The organism is Oceaniferula spumae (assembly GCF_042849255.1).
In the GTDB taxonomy this organism is placed as follows: domain Bacteria; phylum Verrucomicrobiota; class Verrucomicrobiia; order Verrucomicrobiales; family Akkermansiaceae; genus Oceaniferula; species Oceaniferula spumae.
The window spans coordinates 1,213,674-1,230,589 of record NZ_AP026866.1; the positions used below are offsets into that span (position 1 = coordinate 1,213,674).

14 protein-coding genes are annotated in these 16,916 nt (G+C 53.5%); 6 read left to right on the top strand and 8 right to left on the bottom strand.

The window, feature by feature from the left end; genetic code table 11:
- Positions 1-154: 154 nt before the first annotated feature.
- The gene (locus tag ACSPJT_RS05055) at positions 155-904 is read left to right on the top strand and encodes an inositol monophosphatase family protein (RefSeq protein ID WP_435895277.1); all 750 of its coding nucleotides are present in this window, start codon (positions 155-157) and stop codon (positions 902-904) included.
- A 31-nt stretch (positions 905-935) separates the two neighbouring features.
- On the opposite strand, the gene ACSPJT_RS05060 is transcribed toward ACSPJT_RS05055, so the two are convergent.
- The 6 genes from ACSPJT_RS05060 to ACSPJT_RS05085 all read right to left on the bottom strand — a co-directional run bounded on the left by ACSPJT_RS05060 (position 936) and on the right by ACSPJT_RS05085 (position 8,734).
- The gene (locus ACSPJT_RS05060; RefSeq protein ID WP_435895278.1) at positions 936-1,481 is read right to left on the bottom strand and encodes a CHAP domain-containing protein; all 546 of its coding nucleotides are present in this window, start codon (positions 1,479-1,481) and stop codon (positions 936-938) included.
- Between the two features lie 101 nt (positions 1,482-1,582).
- Positions 1,583-2,605 (bottom strand): ABC transporter ATP-binding protein, encoded by a 1,023-nt coding sequence (locus ACSPJT_RS05065; RefSeq protein WP_435895279.1) that lies wholly within the window; start codon positions 2,603-2,605, stop codon positions 1,583-1,585.
- Between the two features lie 4 nt (positions 2,606-2,609).
- Entirely contained in the window at positions 2,610-3,611 is a 1,002-nt protein-coding gene (locus ACSPJT_RS05070; RefSeq protein WP_435895280.1) for an ABC transporter ATP-binding protein, read from the bottom strand.
- Positions 3,604-5,763, bottom strand: a complete 2,160-nt coding sequence (locus ACSPJT_RS05075) for an ABC transporter substrate-binding protein (protein WP_435895281.1) — start codon at positions 5,761-5,763, stop codon at positions 3,604-3,606. Before ACSPJT_RS05075 ends, ACSPJT_RS05070 begins: the two co-directional genes overlap by 8 nt.
- Complete coding sequence (locus tag ACSPJT_RS05080) at positions 5,763-7,385, bottom strand: ABC transporter permease subunit (RefSeq protein WP_435895282.1); 1,623 nt, start codon at positions 7,383-7,385, stop codon at positions 5,763-5,765. The genes ACSPJT_RS05075 and ACSPJT_RS05080 overlap by 1 nt, the downstream gene beginning before the upstream one ends.
- 5 nt (positions 7,386-7,390) lie before the next feature.
- Positions 7,391-8,734, bottom strand: a complete 1,344-nt coding sequence (locus tag ACSPJT_RS05085; protein ID WP_435895283.1) for an ABC transporter permease — start codon at positions 8,732-8,734, stop codon at positions 7,391-7,393.
- Positions 8,735-8,892: 158 nt separating this feature from the next.
- Between ACSPJT_RS05085 and ACSPJT_RS05090 the strand changes: the two genes are divergently transcribed.
- From ACSPJT_RS05090 to ACSPJT_RS05110, 5 genes are all read left to right on the top strand, one after another.
- Entirely contained in the window at positions 8,893-10,581 is a 1,689-nt protein-coding gene (locus ACSPJT_RS05090) for a peptide ABC transporter substrate-binding protein (RefSeq protein ID WP_435895284.1), read from the top strand.
- Positions 10,582-10,587: 6 nt separating this feature from the next.
- Complete coding sequence (locus ACSPJT_RS05095; protein WP_435895285.1) at positions 10,588-11,505, top strand: ABC transporter permease; 918 nt, start codon at positions 10,588-10,590, stop codon at positions 11,503-11,505.
- A gap of 15 nt (positions 11,506-11,520) precedes the next feature.
- Positions 11,521-12,486 (top strand): ABC transporter permease, encoded by a 966-nt coding sequence (locus ACSPJT_RS05100; RefSeq protein WP_435895286.1) that lies wholly within the window; start codon positions 11,521-11,523, stop codon positions 12,484-12,486.
- A 62-nt stretch (positions 12,487-12,548) separates the two neighbouring features.
- A complete protein-coding gene (locus ACSPJT_RS05105; RefSeq protein WP_435895287.1) occupies positions 12,549-14,429 on the top strand; it encodes a GNAT family N-acetyltransferase in 1,881 nt (626 codons plus the stop codon).
- A gap of 2 nt (positions 14,430-14,431) precedes the next feature.
- Positions 14,432-15,382 carry a histone deacetylase family protein gene (locus tag ACSPJT_RS05110; RefSeq protein WP_435895288.1) on the top strand — a complete coding sequence of 317 codons (951 nt, stop codon included), beginning with the start codon at positions 14,432-14,434 and terminating at the stop codon, positions 15,380-15,382.
- Between the two features lie 164 nt (positions 15,383-15,546).
- On the opposite strand, the gene ACSPJT_RS05115 is transcribed toward ACSPJT_RS05110, so the two are convergent.
- Together ACSPJT_RS05115 and ACSPJT_RS05120 are read right to left on the bottom strand one after the other, a co-directional pair.
- Positions 15,547-15,840 carry a putative quinol monooxygenase gene (locus tag ACSPJT_RS05115; protein ID WP_435895289.1) on the bottom strand — a complete coding sequence of 98 codons (294 nt, stop codon included), beginning with the start codon at positions 15,838-15,840 and terminating at the stop codon, positions 15,547-15,549.
- A gap of 43 nt (positions 15,841-15,883) precedes the next feature.
- Positions 15,884-16,891: a zinc-binding alcohol dehydrogenase family protein gene (locus ACSPJT_RS05120; RefSeq protein WP_435895290.1), complete on the bottom strand. Its 1,008-nt coding sequence runs from the start codon at positions 16,889-16,891 to the stop codon at positions 15,884-15,886.
- Positions 16,892-16,916 lie beyond the last annotated feature (25 nt).

A 16,916-nucleotide genomic window follows, 5' to 3' on the forward strand; every position in this document is an offset into this window, starting at 1 on the left:
GCTGAACACAACGCTGGAAAAAAGGCTTACCTCTAATTCAATCGTCTAAATTTAGCGTCTCGTGTGGAATCTTACAAACAGAAAGTCATTACAAAGTAATACCGGCGTTTAGATTTACATTGGCCAGATGCCCTTGCACCTGTAACAACAGGTCATGACGCATCTGGAAGTAGCTAAGCAGGCAGCGCACCAAGCTGGAGCCTTTCTTCGTGAACATTTTGGCACCAAGTTGGAAGTGGACGAAGCAACTCACCACGACATTAAGCTAGCTCTCGACCGGGAGAGTCAGGACCTCATTACCCGAGTGCTGCTGACGGCCTTCCCAGATCACGCACTTTATGGAGAAGAGGGAATTGCTGGAAACCAGGAGAGCGACTACCAATGGATCGTGGATCCAATCGACGGCACCGTGAATTATTTCTTCGGCATCCCCCACTACTGCGTATCCATCGCCCTGCGTCATAAGGAAGAGCTCATCGTAGGCGTCATCTATGACCCTAGTATGGACGAACTTTGGGAAGTGGAAAAAGGAAGCCCTGCCCTACTGAATGGCAAACCTATTTCCGTCAGCTCTCGAACAAAGCTTGAAGAATCCGCTCTTTTTGTGGGCTGTGGCAAAGACGCAGCCTCTCTGTCTGCCGGACTGGAACGTTTCCGCCGGGCATCACTGCGCGCCCGTAAAATGCGGATGATGGGCAGTGCTGCGTTAGGTATGGCTTACATCGCCAGCGGCAGACTGGATGCCTATGTGGAATCCACCATCTCTCTCTGGGACATCGCCGCCGGCCAGCTACTTCTCGAATCGGCAGGAGGAAAAACCCAGCTGTCTCCTGTAGAGGGCAAGGTGAATGTGTGGTCGATCATTGCCACTAACGGTAAAATTCCGATCGAGGAGATTTTGTAAGTATCCAGCAGCGAAAGGTTAGAACTCTTCGCTAAAGCTCGGGTAAACGCAACCACCCTGCCGGCTGGTGTTTATTTCCGACGGTGTATTTCCCTGCCTTACAGACCAGCACATGCTGAGCCGTTGGAAGACCGTGCACGTTCTGCTGGATCACTTCGATACTGCTCTCGGTAACTTTAGTGACAACGGCGACGTGTCCCAAAGAACCTTTTCTAAACACTAACAAGTCATCGGGCTTGGGAGCCTCACCACCACCGTTCCGGTATTGCCTCATACCCCGAGCGGTATTCATTTCACCGTGTGCCACATCGGGATCAAAAAAATCACAAGCGTGCCCCCATACACTCGGCATGTGGTGACCGTGGGCATCGTGGTAAAAACGCTTCACAAACTCCACGCACTGCCATTTCTGACCGTAATAGTAACCATCTGTGGCGTAGTGCTTGCCGTGACTGGTGACGATCAACTTGCCGTTCTGATAGGCTGGCACTTTTTTATAGCGCGCGATCTCAGCACCCACAGGCGATATTTTGGGCTCTAGCGTCTGTGCCGAGTTTGCCTGTTCCTTCTTGTTCATGATCAGAGTAAAGTAACCAGTCACACCGGCTAACAAAATTGTAGAAACAGCTAACAGTAGAACCCTCCTCACAGGTCATGATACGCAGAAATCCGCGCGTATCATACACCCACCGCTCTTTTTGCGAGGGCTTTTTCATAGTCATCCTCGGACAAGCAGCATGGGTCTACCGCGACCCAGTGGTCTTTTTCGATCTCCACCATGGATAGATCCATACCGACGGTTTCCTCATAGCGAGGGTGTTTGATCCGGTGCCCAAACGCACTGCCTTCAGGAGGATTGATCGGTGAGGGAATCTCACCTTCGAGATGCACGCGTTCTTTCGGCGCGGTGGGATCCGGCTCAGGGATGGCTGAGATCAGAGCTTTGGTGTAGGCGTGTTTGGGGTTTTGATAAATCACATCGGCGTCGGCAAGTTCGACGATTTTACCAAGATACATCACCGCCACGCGATCCGAGATATGCTTCACCACCGCGAGATCGTGGGCGATGAATAGATAGGCCAGATTCATTTCCTCCTGCAGCTCTAACAAAAGGTTCAGCACCTGACTCTGCACGGATACATCGAGCGCGGATACCGGTTCATCGAGCACGATCAACTCGGGATTCAATGCCAAGGCACGGGCGATGCCGATGCGTTGACGCTGACCACCGGAAAACTCAAAGGAAAATCGCTGAGAGGCACTTTTTGGCATCCCTACACGCTCGAGCAATTGATCCACCATGTCGCGGCGTGTTGCTCGGGTTCCTATTTTTTGCACCTCCAAAGGCTCCGCGATAATCTGCCCTACCGACATCCGGGAGTTCAAGGACTCAGCAGGATCCTGGAAAACCATCTGCAGATTCCGTCTGATAGGACGCAGCTGCGATTGCGGCATGTGTGTGATGTCGTAGCCCTGGAAAACAATCGAGCCAGAGGTGGGATTTGTGAGCCGGACGATACTTTTCCCCAGTGTTGATTTACCACAGCCGGACTCACCGACCAGTCCGAGGGTTTCTCCCCGACCGACATCGAGCGTCACTCCATCGACAGCTTTCACTGCAGCAACTTGTCGCGATAAAACACCGCCCTTCACGGGGAAGTGCATTTTCAAATCTCGGATGGATAGAATGGGATCGCTCATGGGACTAGTGCACGTTTTTTAGGACGCTGGTATCGACACACTTCGGGCAGGCTTCCACCCAGTGGTCTTTGGAAATTTCGACAAATGGTGCGCGGACTTTCAGAGTGTCCCCTGTGCGTTCCATGCGCTGGCAGAAGCGGCAGCCTTTTACGAACTCCTTGATGGAAGCCACTTGGCCCTCGATGGTGTTTAACTTCGACTTCCGAGGTGTGGACAGAGTGGGAATCGCATTTAATAAACCCTTGGTGTAGGCGTGCTGTGGTGAGGCGTAGAGTTCTTTCACCGGTGCTCGTTCGACAACACGACCGGCATACATCACCACCACTTCATCACAATGACCGGCAATGACCCCGAGGTCGTGAGTGATGAGGATGGTCGACATGCCCATCTCGTTTTGTAAATCCTCCATGAGCTCGAGAATTTGCGACTGCACGGTGACATCAAGCGCGGTGGTCGGCTCATCGGCGATAAGTAGATCTGGTTTACAGGCCAAGGCGATGGCGATCACCACACGCTGGCGCATTCCACCGGAAAGCTGGTGCGGATACTCCATCACACGACGTTCTGGTGCGGGAATACCAACCCTATCCAACAGCTCCACCGACTCCTTGAGGGCTTCGCGTTTGGTCATACCACGGTGTAGGATGAGCGATTCGCTGAGTTGCTTGCCGATACGTTGCACCGGATTCAATGCGGTCATGGGCTCTTGGAAAATCACCCCGATCTCACCGCCGCGCACTTGGTGCATGCGTTTATCGCTAGCGTGGCGAAGGTCTTCACCTTTGAATAAAATTGCACCTTCTAACACATGACCCATTGGCTTTGGCAACAAGCTGACAATGGACATGGCGGTGACACTTTTTCCACAGCCAGACTCGCCAACCACACCGACAGTTTTCCCTTTAGGAACTCGGAATGAAACGCCGTCAACGGCACGCAGCCATTCGCCGTCTTCCATGCGGAAGGCGGTGATCAGGTCTTTGACTTCGAGAATATTTTCACTCATTGCTGTCTCCCTCCTCTTCAGCTGTGGGTGCAGCTTCGGTTTCGTCGTTTTCAGATTTCGGAATACCGTTCTGATAGACATCGATCACCTTCTGTACTTCTGGGAATTTCTTGTTAGCACGCATAGCAGCCTCCGTGTCACGCTGTATCTCCGGATCAATCCAATAGACATAGCTTTCCATCGGTTCGTAGATCACTGGCACGTTGAAGGGAGTCTCCTTGGTATCCGGCCAACGGACCCAACGCCAAGAACCTATGCGCACAAAGTTGGTCACCCAACCTGGCGAGAATAATGCCTCGTCCTTAATGATCTGTTGGATTTTCCATGAATTACTTTTCACCTCCTCAACGGTGCGGGCATATCTCACCCCCTTACAGAGTTTGTCCATTTCATCATCGGCATAGCTATTGATGTTATTGGTCTGAGGTTTCGGGTTGCCTTGGCTGTCGTAGGCATTCTTGGAGTAGAAAGACTGATAGTAACGAGGAAACGGAGGCTGTGAACCCCAGCCCCAGATCACCATATCGTGTTCTTTCTGCATCACCTGTTTGTAGAATACGGTAGCCTCCTGACCATCGGCGCGCAGCTCCATGCCTGCTTTCTTCGACTCCTCCTTAAGAATGGCCACCACCTTTCCATAGAAGCCAACATTGGGGTAGCTCATGTTCACGGCGAGACGCTCACCGCTGGGTTTGCGCAAGATGCCGTCCGGTCCTTCTTCCGTGTATCCAGCCTTGGCGAAATACTCCCGTGCCTTGCTCACCGAGAATGGCCGAGCTTTGACGTCTGGGTTTGTTAGATCGCCGTAACCTTCGCTGAATTGTTGCAGGCGGTCGTAGTCACCGCGGAAAACAACATCGATCACTTTCTGCCAGTTCAGCGCGTGGCAGATGCCGATGCGGGCATCGCGGTTTTTCAGAATAGGACGGTAGACATTCAGATAGGCACCTCGCGGCACCCGGGGAAACTGAGTATAGAATTTGTATCGCTCAATGTAACCGTTGAACACCGGATCGATCTCGGATTTTTCATACCAATAGTCCGGCTGAGTCAGGCCAAAGACATCCAGTTGCCCGGCTCGGAACAGCTCGAAGGCTTTGGAAATATCACGAATGGTTGTATAGACGATTTTGTCCGCGTTGTAGCGATGTTTGTAGTATTTCTTATCCTTCGCCCACCAGTCTTTGTCACGTGTTAGAGTGACGGAAACCCCCTTGACGATGTCTTTGTCGCGTACGAAATAGGCACCCGTGTGAGGCTGAACTTTCCACTGGTAAAAATCGACGTAATCCGCCGCGTAGTCCTTGTAAAAGTGTGAAGGTGCCGCAGCCAGGTTTCCGAAATATGGCATCAGCGGTTTTGGCTCGGGCAGACTAACAGATAGGTATTTTTCGCCATAGACGGTAACTTGAGCGAATTGCTCGCGGAAGTATTGTTTCTCATAGGGAGCTGCGACATTGTCGGAGACACGCACATAAATTCCCACCATGTAGTCCTTGGCAGGGATGACATGTCCATCGTTGTATCGGGCATCAGGATCGAGCTCGTAATACACAGTGCGACCATCTTCGCTCACAGCCCAGCGCTGTGCTGTTCCTGGAATGACTTTCATCGTTTTCGGATGCAAGCCCACGAGACCGATCTCAAGCTCCTCGTAGATGTAACTGCGGAAGCCATTGTTAGACTCTTTTCCGAAAGGTCTGACAGTAGCTGGAAACTGAGTCATGAAGTGGCGGAAAACCCCTCCTTTCACGGCGCGTGGATCGCCTATTTCCGGCTCGTCCATGCCGTCTTCCCATTGCAGATCCTGAGGAATGTCCTCGGCTTTTTTAAAGTCAAAATAATCACCCAGTGACTGGCGGAACTCGATGCGTTCCAGCTCGCGTTTGAGATCGCTCAAGACATCCTCTTTATCCGACTTCTCCTTGCCCTCAGCCCCCTCCATGGATTTTTCCACTTCTGCGATTTCTGTGGTCACCCTGCTGTGTTCTTTTTTCAGCCAGTTGGCGACATAGGCGTTGTATTTGGGAACAAACTTCTCGAAGCCGAGTTCACGCTTAAGCACGTCCTCGTCATCGCCGCAGCCACTCAGGCAGAATGCCGTCGCGAGAATGACCACGCTGTGAAGCAGATATTTCAAAGGTATGCGCATTACTTGTAGTAGGTGAATTTTTTAGGGTCAAATGCCTCGCGCACAGCCTCACCAATAAAGGTCACGAGGATCAACAGGGAGACAAGGCAGAGGAAAGCAGAACTGACCAACCAAGGAGAGGAGAGATTGCTGAGCCCCTCCTTCAGCAGGGTTCCCCATGTGGCGTATTTCGGAGGCAGGCCAAAGCCGAGGTAGTCGAGAGACGTCAGCCCCATGACTAGGCCGGAGACCGAAAACGGAACCAGCGTCACCAAAATGGCAACAGCATTGGGTAAGATATGTTTGAAAATGATCCGAGGTGTCGAGCAGCCGATGATCCGGCTGGCAGCCACGTAATCGCGCGCCTTTTCCTTCAGTGCCGCCGTCCGCATCAGATAGGTCATCCCCATCCAACTGAAGATAATCAGAATCAGCAAAATCACACCAAGCCCTGATTTTTCTTTGATCTGCACCGGCACGGATGAGCTGACGATGATGATGACAAAGAGGAATGGGATGTTAGAAAACACCTCAATGAGACGCTGAACCAAGAGGTCGAATACTCCACCAAAGAAACCCATCAGTAGACCCACTGAAATCCCAATCAGGTAGATCGCGGGGATAAAGAACAGGGATGCCTTAAAGTTCACCTGCAGACCGCCGAAGAGGTAGGCTAACACATCGTAGCCCTGTGGCGTGGTTCCCAACAAATGCCCCATGGTCAGACTGGGTGGTGACGGCGCGTAGAAGATGATATTGAGTGGCGTGCTATTGGTCGTTAGAAATGCCTTCACGTCCCCCTCTCCGCTCCAGCTCTCGGATATAAGTTCGCCCTTACTATACTCGGCACCGTAGACTCGGTTGTTTGTCTTGTCCCAGCCATCGGCGGCACCGTCCTTGAGTCCTTCGCGGAATCGATATCTGAGGTGCATCCGACCTGGGTCGTCGAGATCGTAAATTTTTGCTGCCAGTCCGGAATATGGATCGCCTGCTCCGGGGCGGTAGAGCAGCCCGTCTTCACGGGTTTCCAGCTCCATCGTCGGCACAGTCACAGTGTCCTGCGTAGGCGCATAGGGCACCAGCGGCATGACCAGCCAGTTGCCATCTTGCTCCTCTTTAAAGGTCTTCTTGAGTCGGCGGTAGTTCGGTGCCGCCTCGGCCTCATCGCCGGATAGTCCGAAATGTTTACCTTTGAAAATCACATCGTCACCATTCGCATCGCGCTCATAGAATCGCTGCAGTGCCGGTGAGTAGAACTTGCCGTCGTATTTCATCAGCAACGGTTCGTTTCCTACCAGCAGGTGATCAAACGAGGCGATGAGCGCAAGGAAACCAACGATCACGAAGGCACGGTGGCCACGTTTGATCGAGCGGAAACGGTCGATGCGACGCTGAGTAATCGGGGTGAATTGGAAATCCCTTGGGAATTTGAAAAGTAGTAAGATTCCGCATGCGATGGAAACAAACACACTGAGCCAGCCAAACCACAGGAACGGACGGTCACCACTCCCCCAATTTAACCAGTCCATCTCGCGGCTGACCTCGAAGGACCAGCGCAGCGTAGGAAGCTTGAGAGATAACAGCTCGCCGGCAACCGAGAGAAGGGCGCCGACGAGGAGGATCCATCCAATTTTGCGAAACATAGCGATTAGTGAAATTTGATACGGGGATCGATCATCGCGACGATGATGTCTGAGAGAATATTGCCCACAATCATGAGGAAGGCGGCGATGGTCAACGTGCCCATGATTACGGACTGGTCACGGTTCATGATGGCTTGGAACTGAAGCAGACCAAAGCCCTGGATATCGAAAACTGTCTCCACGAGCATACTACCACCCACGAAGATGGTGATGAGACCACCGAGGCTGGTGGCGATGGGGATGAAGGAGTTACGGAAAGCATGTTTGAAAACGGCACGACGGAAACTGACGCCCTTGGCAACGGCGGTGCGAACATAGTCGGCGGCAAGGTTGTCCATCAGGTTGTTTTTCATCATCATCGTGGTGTAGGCAAATCCTCCGACGATATAACAGCTCAACGGCAGCACCGTGTGATGGGCGAGATCCTTCACCTTCCCCCAGAAGCTCAGATCTTCGGCATTGGGACTCATCAGCCCGAACAGGGGGAACTGCCCGAGGCGGGCACCAAGGTAAACCAGTAAGATAGCACCCAGAGCAAAGCCTGGGATGGAGTAGCCTACAAAGACCAATACCGAGCTGGAGTTATCTAAAAATGTGCGGTGCTTGATCGCTTTGACAATACCCAAGGGGATACAGATCGAATAAATGATGATCGTAGAGAGCAGGCCGAAATACACTGCGATGGGAACCCTGGCGAGAATCATGTCCGACACCTTGTCTTGGAATGTGGAGGAACGGCCAAGGTCACCTTGAAGCAAACCCGAGAATCGCTTCTTATACACTACAGCTCGATAGCTGGTGGGTGGAGCTTCACTAACGTCGCCCTTGTTGCGTCTCGCCCAGCGCTTGGCACGATCGTCAGGAGAATCGATACGCACGGTCCATTCGGAATCAGAAACTTTCTTACCGGTCTCAACGAAAATGGCGTCTTCAGGTTTGTTTTTATTCACCTTCACCTGACGTCCGTCGCCTTTCAGCACCACCAGGGTTTCATTTTCCGGATCGGTGATGACTGCGGCTCCGATCACGTCTTCTTCCTGCTTGGTGATGTCGCTTTTGCTGATTTGGCGCTCGCGGGGAATCAGGCCCAGCCATTGCAGATAGGCCACGGGAATGGATTTATCATAGCCATATTCTTCCTCCAGCTCTTCCAGCTGATCATCGGTCAGACCACCTTGACTTTCATTACCACCGGACGATTTGGTATTTTCCTCGCTCTGGGTTGCCCGCTGCATCGCGCGCTCCATCGGACTTCCGGGCATGAATCGGGTCAGAGCAAACACAATCATAGTCACGCCAAGCAACGTGATGGGGACTAACATGAAACGTCTGATGAAATATGCCTTCATGGGGAATGAAAAAGGCACACGGCAGGTGCTCCGTGCGCATGCGGATTTGTATGACACAGATTTCTCTGACGCAAGCCCCCGTTTGATTTTTGGCCGGATATTCACTTTCTCCTAAAAAATGCTCCACATTCCATGAAATCTCGCCACCTTTTGCGCCGATGCCCTGTTCATTTTCTTCCACCGTTCACGCCCTGTGCCTCTGCGCCCTAGCCGTAGCGACTTCCCTGCTAAGTTCATGCGACAGCGAAACTCCCGTGGCGAAAGCCTCCAAGGAGAACATTCTCATCGTCGGCAACAGCGCAGAACCTGCCGGTCTCGACCCCCAGGTGGTCACTGGCGTGATTGAAAGCAATATCATCCGAGCTCTCTTTGAGGGCCTATGCGTCGAGGATCCGGAAAAGGATGGCAATTCCCTGCCCGGTGCGGCCGCCAGCTGGGAACCTAATGAGGACTTCACCGTCTGGACATTCCATCTCCAGCCTGAAGGCAAGTGGTCGGACGGTGAGCCCGTGACCGCTGAGGACTTCGTCTTCGCCTATGAGCGTATTCTCTCCCCCGATTTCGCTGCGAAATACGCCACCATGCTCTACTTCATCAAGGGAGCGGAGGCATTCAATAAAAAGGAAACCACGGACTTCTCCACCGTCGGGGTGAAGGCCGTTGACCCTCTCACGCTAGAAGTCACCACCCGCGCACCCATCCCATTTCTGCCCGAGCTGACCAAGCACTACACTTGGTTTCCCGTTCCCAAGCACATCATCTTGAAATACGGCACCATCGCGGAGAAACACACCGCTTGGACAGAGCCGGGAAAATTGGTTTCTAACGGAGCGTTCAAGCTCGCCGAGTGGAAATTCAACTACTACGTCTCCGTCGATCGCAACGAATATTACTGGGACTACGACACTGTTTCTCTCGCTGGCATCCGCTACTTACCGATCGGCAACAGCTACACCGAAGCCCGGATGTATTTTGACGAACAAATTCACGTCACCTACGGCCTCGCGCCCGAAATGATCGATTACTCACGCGATAACTACCCGGAAAGCCTGCGCCAAGAACCCTATCTGGGAGTCAACTTCGTGCGCTGCAATGTCACCCAACCCGGACTCAAGGACGCGCGTGTTAGAAAAGCCCTTGCCCTCGCCATCGACCAGCAGTCAATCATCGACAATGTGCTCAAAGGCGGACAGCTCCCCGCTTACGGATTGGTTCCTCCCATGGGCGACTACGTCACACCCAAGGAAATCACATTTGATCCAGCCAAGGCCAAGCAACTACTCGCCGAAGCCGGTTTCCCAAATGGCGAAGGTTTTCCAAAAATCTCCCTACTCACCACCGACAAAGATGTTTCCAAACGCCTCAGCGAAGCTTACCAAGACATGTGGAAAAAGCACCTTGGCATCAACGTGGCGATCAAGCAGCAGGAGTGGAAAACCTACCTCGACTCCATGCACAAGCTGAACTACGACATGGCCATCGGTGGCTGGATCGGCGATTACCCCGACCCCACCACTTTCCTGGAAATGTGGCGCAAGGATGATGGTAACAACAACACCGGCTGGCACAGTGAAGACTACGAAGCGCTACTGAAAAAAGGAGAACTGGCTCCCACCCCCGCAGCACGTCTCACCGCTCTGGCCGAGGCTGAGCAACTTTTCCTCGATGACATGCCAGTGCTGCCCATCTACTGGTACACCACCAACTATCTGCTCCATCCGTCGGTCAAGGGCTGGCATCCGCTGATCCTGAACAACCATCCCTTCAAATTCATCTCCATTGATCACGGCGAAGCTCAGGCCAAGATCAAAAAAGACGATAAGAAACCTGCGGAGACTTCAAACTAACAAATCATGCTTTCCACCATCCTCTCACGTCTGGGACAAGGCTGCATCGTGGTCTTTTTCCTGATCACCATTACCTTCTTCCTCGTCCGTCTCATGCCCGGTGACCCACTCACCGATGAAAAGGTGTTAGAGCCGCACATCATTCAGAAAAACCGCGAGCAGTTCCACTTGGACAAACCCGTGCCCGCTCAGTATGTGCTCTACCTCGGAGACCTCGCTCAAGGCGACCTCGGCTACTCAATGTCTAAGGACGGTCGTCCGGTCATCGACATCATTCGCCACGCGTTCCCGGTCTCCCTCGTGCTCGGTGTGGCTGCCATCGTCATTGCTCTCGGAGTCGGCATCCCCGCCGGGGTGATTTCCGCGCTTAAGAAAAACTCGATGATCGACTACGGCACCATGGCCGCCGCGATGTTTGGTATCAGTATTCCGTCCTTTGTCATCGGGCCGCTGTTAGCCATGGGCATCGCCTCACACTCGGACGCACTCAAGGTCGCCGGCTGGGGTGGGCCACTCGACTGGGTTCTACCCGCACTCACGCTCGGCCTCGGCACCGCAGCCTACATCGCCCGCATTACTCGTGGCGGAATGTTAGAAGTGATTAACCAGGACTATATCCGCACCGCCCACGCCAAAGGCCTCGCTCCAGCCCGTGTGGTCATGCATCACGCACTGCGTGGTGGCATCATCCCTGCTATTGCCTATGTTGGCCCTGCCTTTGCAGCCCTCGTGAGTGGTTCGTTCATTGTCGAAACCATTTTCCAAGTCCCCGGCCTCGGTCAGCATTTCATCAATGCCACCACCGCCCGTGACTACCCCATCCTTCAAGGCGTCGTCATCTTCTTTGGCTTTATCATCGTCATCGCCAACCTCGCTGCAGACATCGTTCTGGTCATGCTGAATCCACGCCTGCGCAACGCCTAACCATTTCCTGATACCATGAGTAAAAAAACGACCACAGACTCCGGCATCTACGTTGAAAAAGGCCAGTCGCTCTGGCAGGACGCCTGGACGAGGCTGAAGAAAAACCATATGTCGGTCGCCAGCGTGATTGTCATTGGTCTGATTTGCCTGATCTGCTTCATCGCCCCCGCCATCTTCAGCTTTCAGGACCCCAATGTTCAGAACTTGAAGAACACCTTCGCCCCGATGAGCGGAGAGCATTTGTTAGGAACCGATCAGTTAGGCCGCGATCTGCTCTCCCGTCTCGTCTACGGCGGACGTATCTCGCTGCTGGTAGGTTTCGTCGCCACCGCCGTTTCACTAATCATTGGTATCACCTGGGGATCGATTTCAGGCTACATCGGCGGTCGTACCGACGGAGTCATGATGCGGGTCGTCGACACCCTCTACGGCCTTCCCTTCCTCGTGCTGGTGATCCTCTTCTCCCTGCTCATCGCCGAGTATAGTAAAAGCCTCGCCATCGTCATGACCGACGAATGGAACATGGACGAGGAATCAGTCAAAAAGTTCACCAACCTCGTGCCTCTCTTCATCGCAATCGGCGCCCTCGGCTGGCTGACCATGGCCCGCATGGCTCGCGCCCAAGTGATGTCTCTGAAAAAACTCGAATACATCGAAGCCGCCCGCTCGTTAGGAATTTCCCACACCAAGATCCTGCTGCGTCATATCTTGCCTAACATGCTAGGCCCGATCATCGTCTACACCACCCTCACAGTCCCCGGCTTCATCCTCTACGAAGCCTCCCTCTCCTACCTAGGCCTCGGAGTAGAATCCCCCAACAGTTCCTGGGGCATCCTACTCAAAGACGGAGCCAACTACATGGAAACCTACCCGCGCCTGCTGATCATCCCGAGTATCGTCTTCTCAGTCACACTCTTCGCTTTGAACTTCCTCGGTGACGGATTGAGGGATGCCCTCGACCCGAAGGCTGCGAAGGACTAGGTATTTCGTCTCCTAACAAAAGATTCCCACAAGCCTTCGGCGCTTTTATTCTCCATGGTTACGTGGCAGGCTCTTCAGTAGTGAAAGAGCTGACAGCAGAGGTTTGGAAAAAGATCGTCACTCCCGGAAGCCGGGTGTTCATCGGCAGTGGGGCTACGGTTCCTTTTGCAGTCGTCGATTCGTTTTTGAAGGCGTCTTCGGCACTGCACGACGTCGAGCTTACTCACATCCACACGATTGGTGACATGCCGTGGGTGGCTAAGAAATATGATGACCACCTGCGGACGAATACTTTTTTCCTAACGCAGCAGATTCAGAAGGCGGTGGCTGCAGGCAGGGCCGATTACACGCCCTGCACGTTGGCCGATGTTCCGTCGCTCTTTGGTGGGCACTTGTTGCCAGTGGACGTGGCGTTGATCCAAGTCAGCCCTCCGGACGACGACGGAAATGTTTCGCTGGGTGTCAGTGTGGATGTAGTTCGGGCGGCAGTTAAAGCTGCGCGCACTGTCGTGGCGCAGATCAATCCCTCGATGCCTCGCCAATCCGGCACAGCCACTCTATCAGCCAAGAAAATTCACTACTTTCTGGAACACGAGCAAGCTCTTCCAGAGCTGATCTGGGATACTCCACGCGAGGCTCAGCTCAGGGCCGCTCAATATGTCGCCCAGTTAATCGATGACGGGTCCACCATTCAGGCCGGTCTTGGCAACACCCCTCAGACAGTGCTTTCCGCGCTCAAGAATCACAAACACCTAGGCATCCACAGCGGCGTCTTCACCGATCCCATGATGGAACTGATCGAGAGCGGAGCCGTCGATAACAGCCTGAAACATTACCACGTTGGCAAGTCGGTGTGTTCGACGGTTCTCGGTTCAAAGAAACTCTATCAGTTCATCCATGAAAACCCGGAGATCGAAATGCAACCGTCCGACTGGGTGGGCGACGTCGCGCGCATTGCAAAAAACACGAGGATGACGGCCATTCACGGTGCCTACGAGGTCGACCTAACAGGCCAAGTGGTAAGAGACTCGCGCGGTCACCGGTTCTACGGAGGTATGGGCAGCACTCAGGACTTCATCCGTGGCGCAGGTCACAGTAAAAACGGTCGACCGATCATCGTCCTAACATCTATGACAGATGACGGCAAAGGCTCTCGCATTGTTTCCGGCTTCAAACCTGGCAGCGGCGTGAACACGGGTCGGGGCGATGTGCATTACGTGGTGACGGAATACGGAATCGCCCGACTGAAAGGCCGCAGTATCCGGCAGCGGGTGCTGAACCTTGTCGAGATCGCCCACCCTGACCATCGCGAGCCTTTGCTTCGTGACGCTCACCGCTGGGGATGGATTCCCAAGTTCTACAATGTCACCCCCACTGAGGTTTCTGAAAATGCGGCAGGAGTGGAATCGCGGGCGGTGACTCTGGGTGGTCAGCGCTTCATGTTCCGCCCCCTCCACCCCAGCGATACCCGCACGCTGCAGTCTTTTTTCTATTCCCACACCCAGGAAACGGTGAATATGCGCTACGGCTACATCAAGGACAGGCTCACCGATGAGGCGGCTTATAAACTGACCTCGGTTAATCAATCCGTGGATGTTGCCTTTGGTCTGTTTTCGGAAATGGGACAGCGACAGGAGATTTGCGCGGTCGGCCGGTTTTACCGGGATCCCTTAAGTGACTCCGCAGAGGTGGCGTTTATTGTCGGTGAAAACTACCGCCGCTTGGGGATCGCTAGATTTCTGTTAGCCGAACTAACCTCCGTGGCTGAAAGCCGTGGCATCAAAACGTTCTGGGCCTCCGTGCTAAAGAAAAACAAACCGATGGCCGCGCTCTTCACCAGCTACGGCGCTAGCAAAGAATCCCACTTCGGCGAAGACAGTGATGAGTTCACCATGGACACTAACAAGCTGGTGAAACGACTTGCTAAGCCCCCAAAAAACTAACCATGCCCCCTGCCCCCACCACCGGCGTGCATTACGACGCCATTTACCTGAAACACGACACCGGCCTGGGTCACCCCGAGTGTGCCAGTCGATACCAAGCTGTCATAGATGCTCTGGATTCGGCTGATTTCCCAATGCTGCAGCTCGAAGGAAAAACGGCTGAGTTAGACGACATTCTGCTGTGTCACGAGAGCTGGTATCACGATATTGTTAGGATGGACGTCGATCAATTGGCCGACGTATTGCGCACTGGTGACACGGCGATTTGCCCAGACTCCTACGATGTTGTGATGAAAGCCACGGGCGCGGTGCTCACGGCGGTGGATGCGATTCTGGAAGGCAAGGTCAAGAATGCCTTCTGCGCCATTCGCCCCCCCGGTCATCATGCCTCAGCGGGCAGAGGGATGGGGTTTTGTATTTTCAACCATGTCGCCATTGCGGCCAAGCACTTGCAGGAGAGACACGGGCTAAATCGGATCGCCATTCTCGACTGGGACGTGCATCACGGCAACGGCACCCAAGATATTTTCTATCAGGACGGCACCGTTTTCTACGCGTCAAGCCACGAGGAAAACATCTTCCCATACACTGGCGATGCGGATGAAATCGGTGTGGGTGACGGACTAGGAACCACGTTAAACCTACCTGTGCCAGCGGGGGCGGGAGGTGAGTCGATACTTCCGGCGTGGGAGGAAAAGATCGGCTCTGCGCTACGGCAGTTCAAACCCCAGGCGATCATCATTTCCGCAGGATTTGATGCCCGAGAAAACGATCCTATCGGAATGCTGAATCTAACCGATAATGATTTTTCCACATTGACCAAGATGGTGAAAAGCTGGGCAGATGAACTTTGTGAAGGTAGAGTTTTGTCTGTGTTAGAGGGCGGCTATCAGCCTGAGGGACTGGCCAAGGCGGTGCTGGCTCATGTGCGGGCATTATCTGGGCAGAGCTAAACCGATTCGGTTAGATCCGGTGTCCCAGCATGAATCTGGCCTACAGCCAGAGGGCTCTGCGTTCGGTTATGTTTCCAGGGTTGCGCTCCTTTGTCGCTTACCCTTCGCTGGCATGAAATTGGCTTTCAGCCAAGGGATCCCAATCCATGGGTGCGTGTCGGGATTTAGGATACTGGTGTCATTTCATGGAGGGTGACATCCTCGATCGCGCCTTCGGTCGCTTTGGAGAAATCTTTGAGGTGCTGGTTCTCCATGTGAAGCTGCCAGAGGTCTCTGCTTTCCCAATTTTCATAGAACATGAAATGAGCGGGGTTCTCATTGTCTTGGTGCAGGTCGTAGTCGATGCATCCTTGCTCCGCTAGAGTGGGAGCGATGAGTTTGATGAGCTCGGCTTTGACGAGATCAACCTTGTCAGACTTTGCGGTGATGTGGGCTACGATGGTGAGTTGTTGGGACATTGTTTTGACTTGGGTTGATGATTTATTTCGCGGTCCATTTTTTCTACCACCCGGAGACGGTGAGTTTGCCGATCGATTTACCGGTTTCCAGGCGGCGGTGGCCTTCGAGGATGTTTTCTACGTTGATCGGGCTGAGGTTGTCGTTGGCGGTGGCTGTGAGTTTACCTTCGTCGATGAGTTCGGCAACACGTGTTAGGATGTTGTGCTGCTCGAGGATGTCATCGGTGGTGAACATGGAACGGGTGAACATGAATTCCCAACAGATGCTGACGCTTTTTCTCTTGAAGGGCCCGCCCATGTCGAGGTGCTTGCTGTGTTCGGTGATGAGCACGATACTTCCTTGCGGCGCGATCATTTCGCCCATGGCATCCCAAGAGCTGTCGATGTCGTTGAAGTTGGCTATGTAGTCGACGTGATCAAAGCCGAGCTCTTTGAGCTGTGCCGGCATATCATCATGGTGATTGATGATGTGGTCGGCTCCAAGTTTCCTGCACCAGTCGGCGCTTTCTTGGCGCGATGCGGTGGCGATGACTGTTAGGCCCGATAATTTTGCTAGCTGAATGGCCATGGAGCCCACGCCGCCAGCTCCTCCGATGATTAAGAGGCTCTTCCCCTCTTGGGCTGCCGGGATTTCAGGGATGATTTTCAGTCGATCAAACAGTGACTCCCAGGCGGTTAGAGCAGTTAGAGGTAAGGCCGCGCTGGTGGTGGCAGCCAGTGAAGTGGGAGCTTTAGCAACGATGCGTTCGTCGACGAGCTGGTATTCCGCATTGGAGCCAGGACGAGTGACATCGCCTGCGTAGTAGACAAGATCACCTTCGTTGAAGAGGCTTGTTTGATCGCCACAGCTGACAACGGTGCCCGCGGCATCATAGCCGAGAGTCTTTGGGTCATCGCCTAGTTCAGGGCGGACTTTGTAGTCCACCGGGTTCAGGCCAACGGCTTCAACTTTGACGAGAATGTCGTGACCGCTGGCTACGGGAGTGGGAACTTCGTTCAGCTGCGCGGAGCCAGCCTCGTTGCTGTCTTGAATAAATTGGATCGCTTTCATGAGGCCCCTAAGATCACTGAGAACG

Coding starts and splice junctions, on each gene's coding strand:
- ACSPJT_RS05055 (WP_435895277.1), top strand. CDS start 155: ATGACGCATCTGGAAGTAGCTAAGCAGGCAGCGCACCAAGCTGGAGCC.
- ACSPJT_RS05060 (WP_435895278.1), bottom strand. CDS start 1,481: ATGAACAAGAAGGAACAGGCAAACTCGGCACAGACGCTAGAGCCCAAA.
- ACSPJT_RS05065 (WP_435895279.1), bottom strand. CDS start 2,605: ATGAGCGATCCCATTCTATCCATCCGAGATTTGAAAATGCACTTCCCC.
- ACSPJT_RS05070 (WP_435895280.1), bottom strand. CDS start 3,611: ATGAGTGAAAATATTCTCGAAGTCAAAGACCTGATCACCGCCTTCCGC.
- ACSPJT_RS05075 (WP_435895281.1), bottom strand. CDS start 5,763: ATGCGCATACCTTTGAAATATCTGCTTCACAGCGTGGTCATTCTCGCG.
- ACSPJT_RS05080 (WP_435895282.1), bottom strand. CDS start 7,385: ATGTTTCGCAAAATTGGATGGATCCTCCTCGTCGGCGCCCTTCTCTCG.
- ACSPJT_RS05085 (WP_435895283.1), bottom strand. CDS start 8,734: ATGAAGGCATATTTCATCAGACGTTTCATGTTAGTCCCCATCACGTTG.
- ACSPJT_RS05090 (WP_435895284.1), top strand. CDS start 8,893: ATGCCCTGTTCATTTTCTTCCACCGTTCACGCCCTGTGCCTCTGCGCC.
- ACSPJT_RS05095 (WP_435895285.1), top strand. CDS start 10,588: ATGCTTTCCACCATCCTCTCACGTCTGGGACAAGGCTGCATCGTGGTC.
- ACSPJT_RS05100 (WP_435895286.1), top strand. CDS start 11,521: ATGAGTAAAAAAACGACCACAGACTCCGGCATCTACGTTGAAAAAGGC.
- ACSPJT_RS05110 (WP_435895288.1), top strand. CDS start 14,432: ATGCCCCCTGCCCCCACCACCGGCGTGCATTACGACGCCATTTACCTG.
- ACSPJT_RS05115 (WP_435895289.1), bottom strand. CDS start 15,840: ATGTCCCAACAACTCACCATCGTAGCCCACATCACCGCAAAGTCTGAC.
- ACSPJT_RS05120 (WP_435895290.1), bottom strand. CDS start 16,891: ATGAAAGCGATCCAATTTATTCAAGACAGCAACGAGGCTGGCTCCGCG.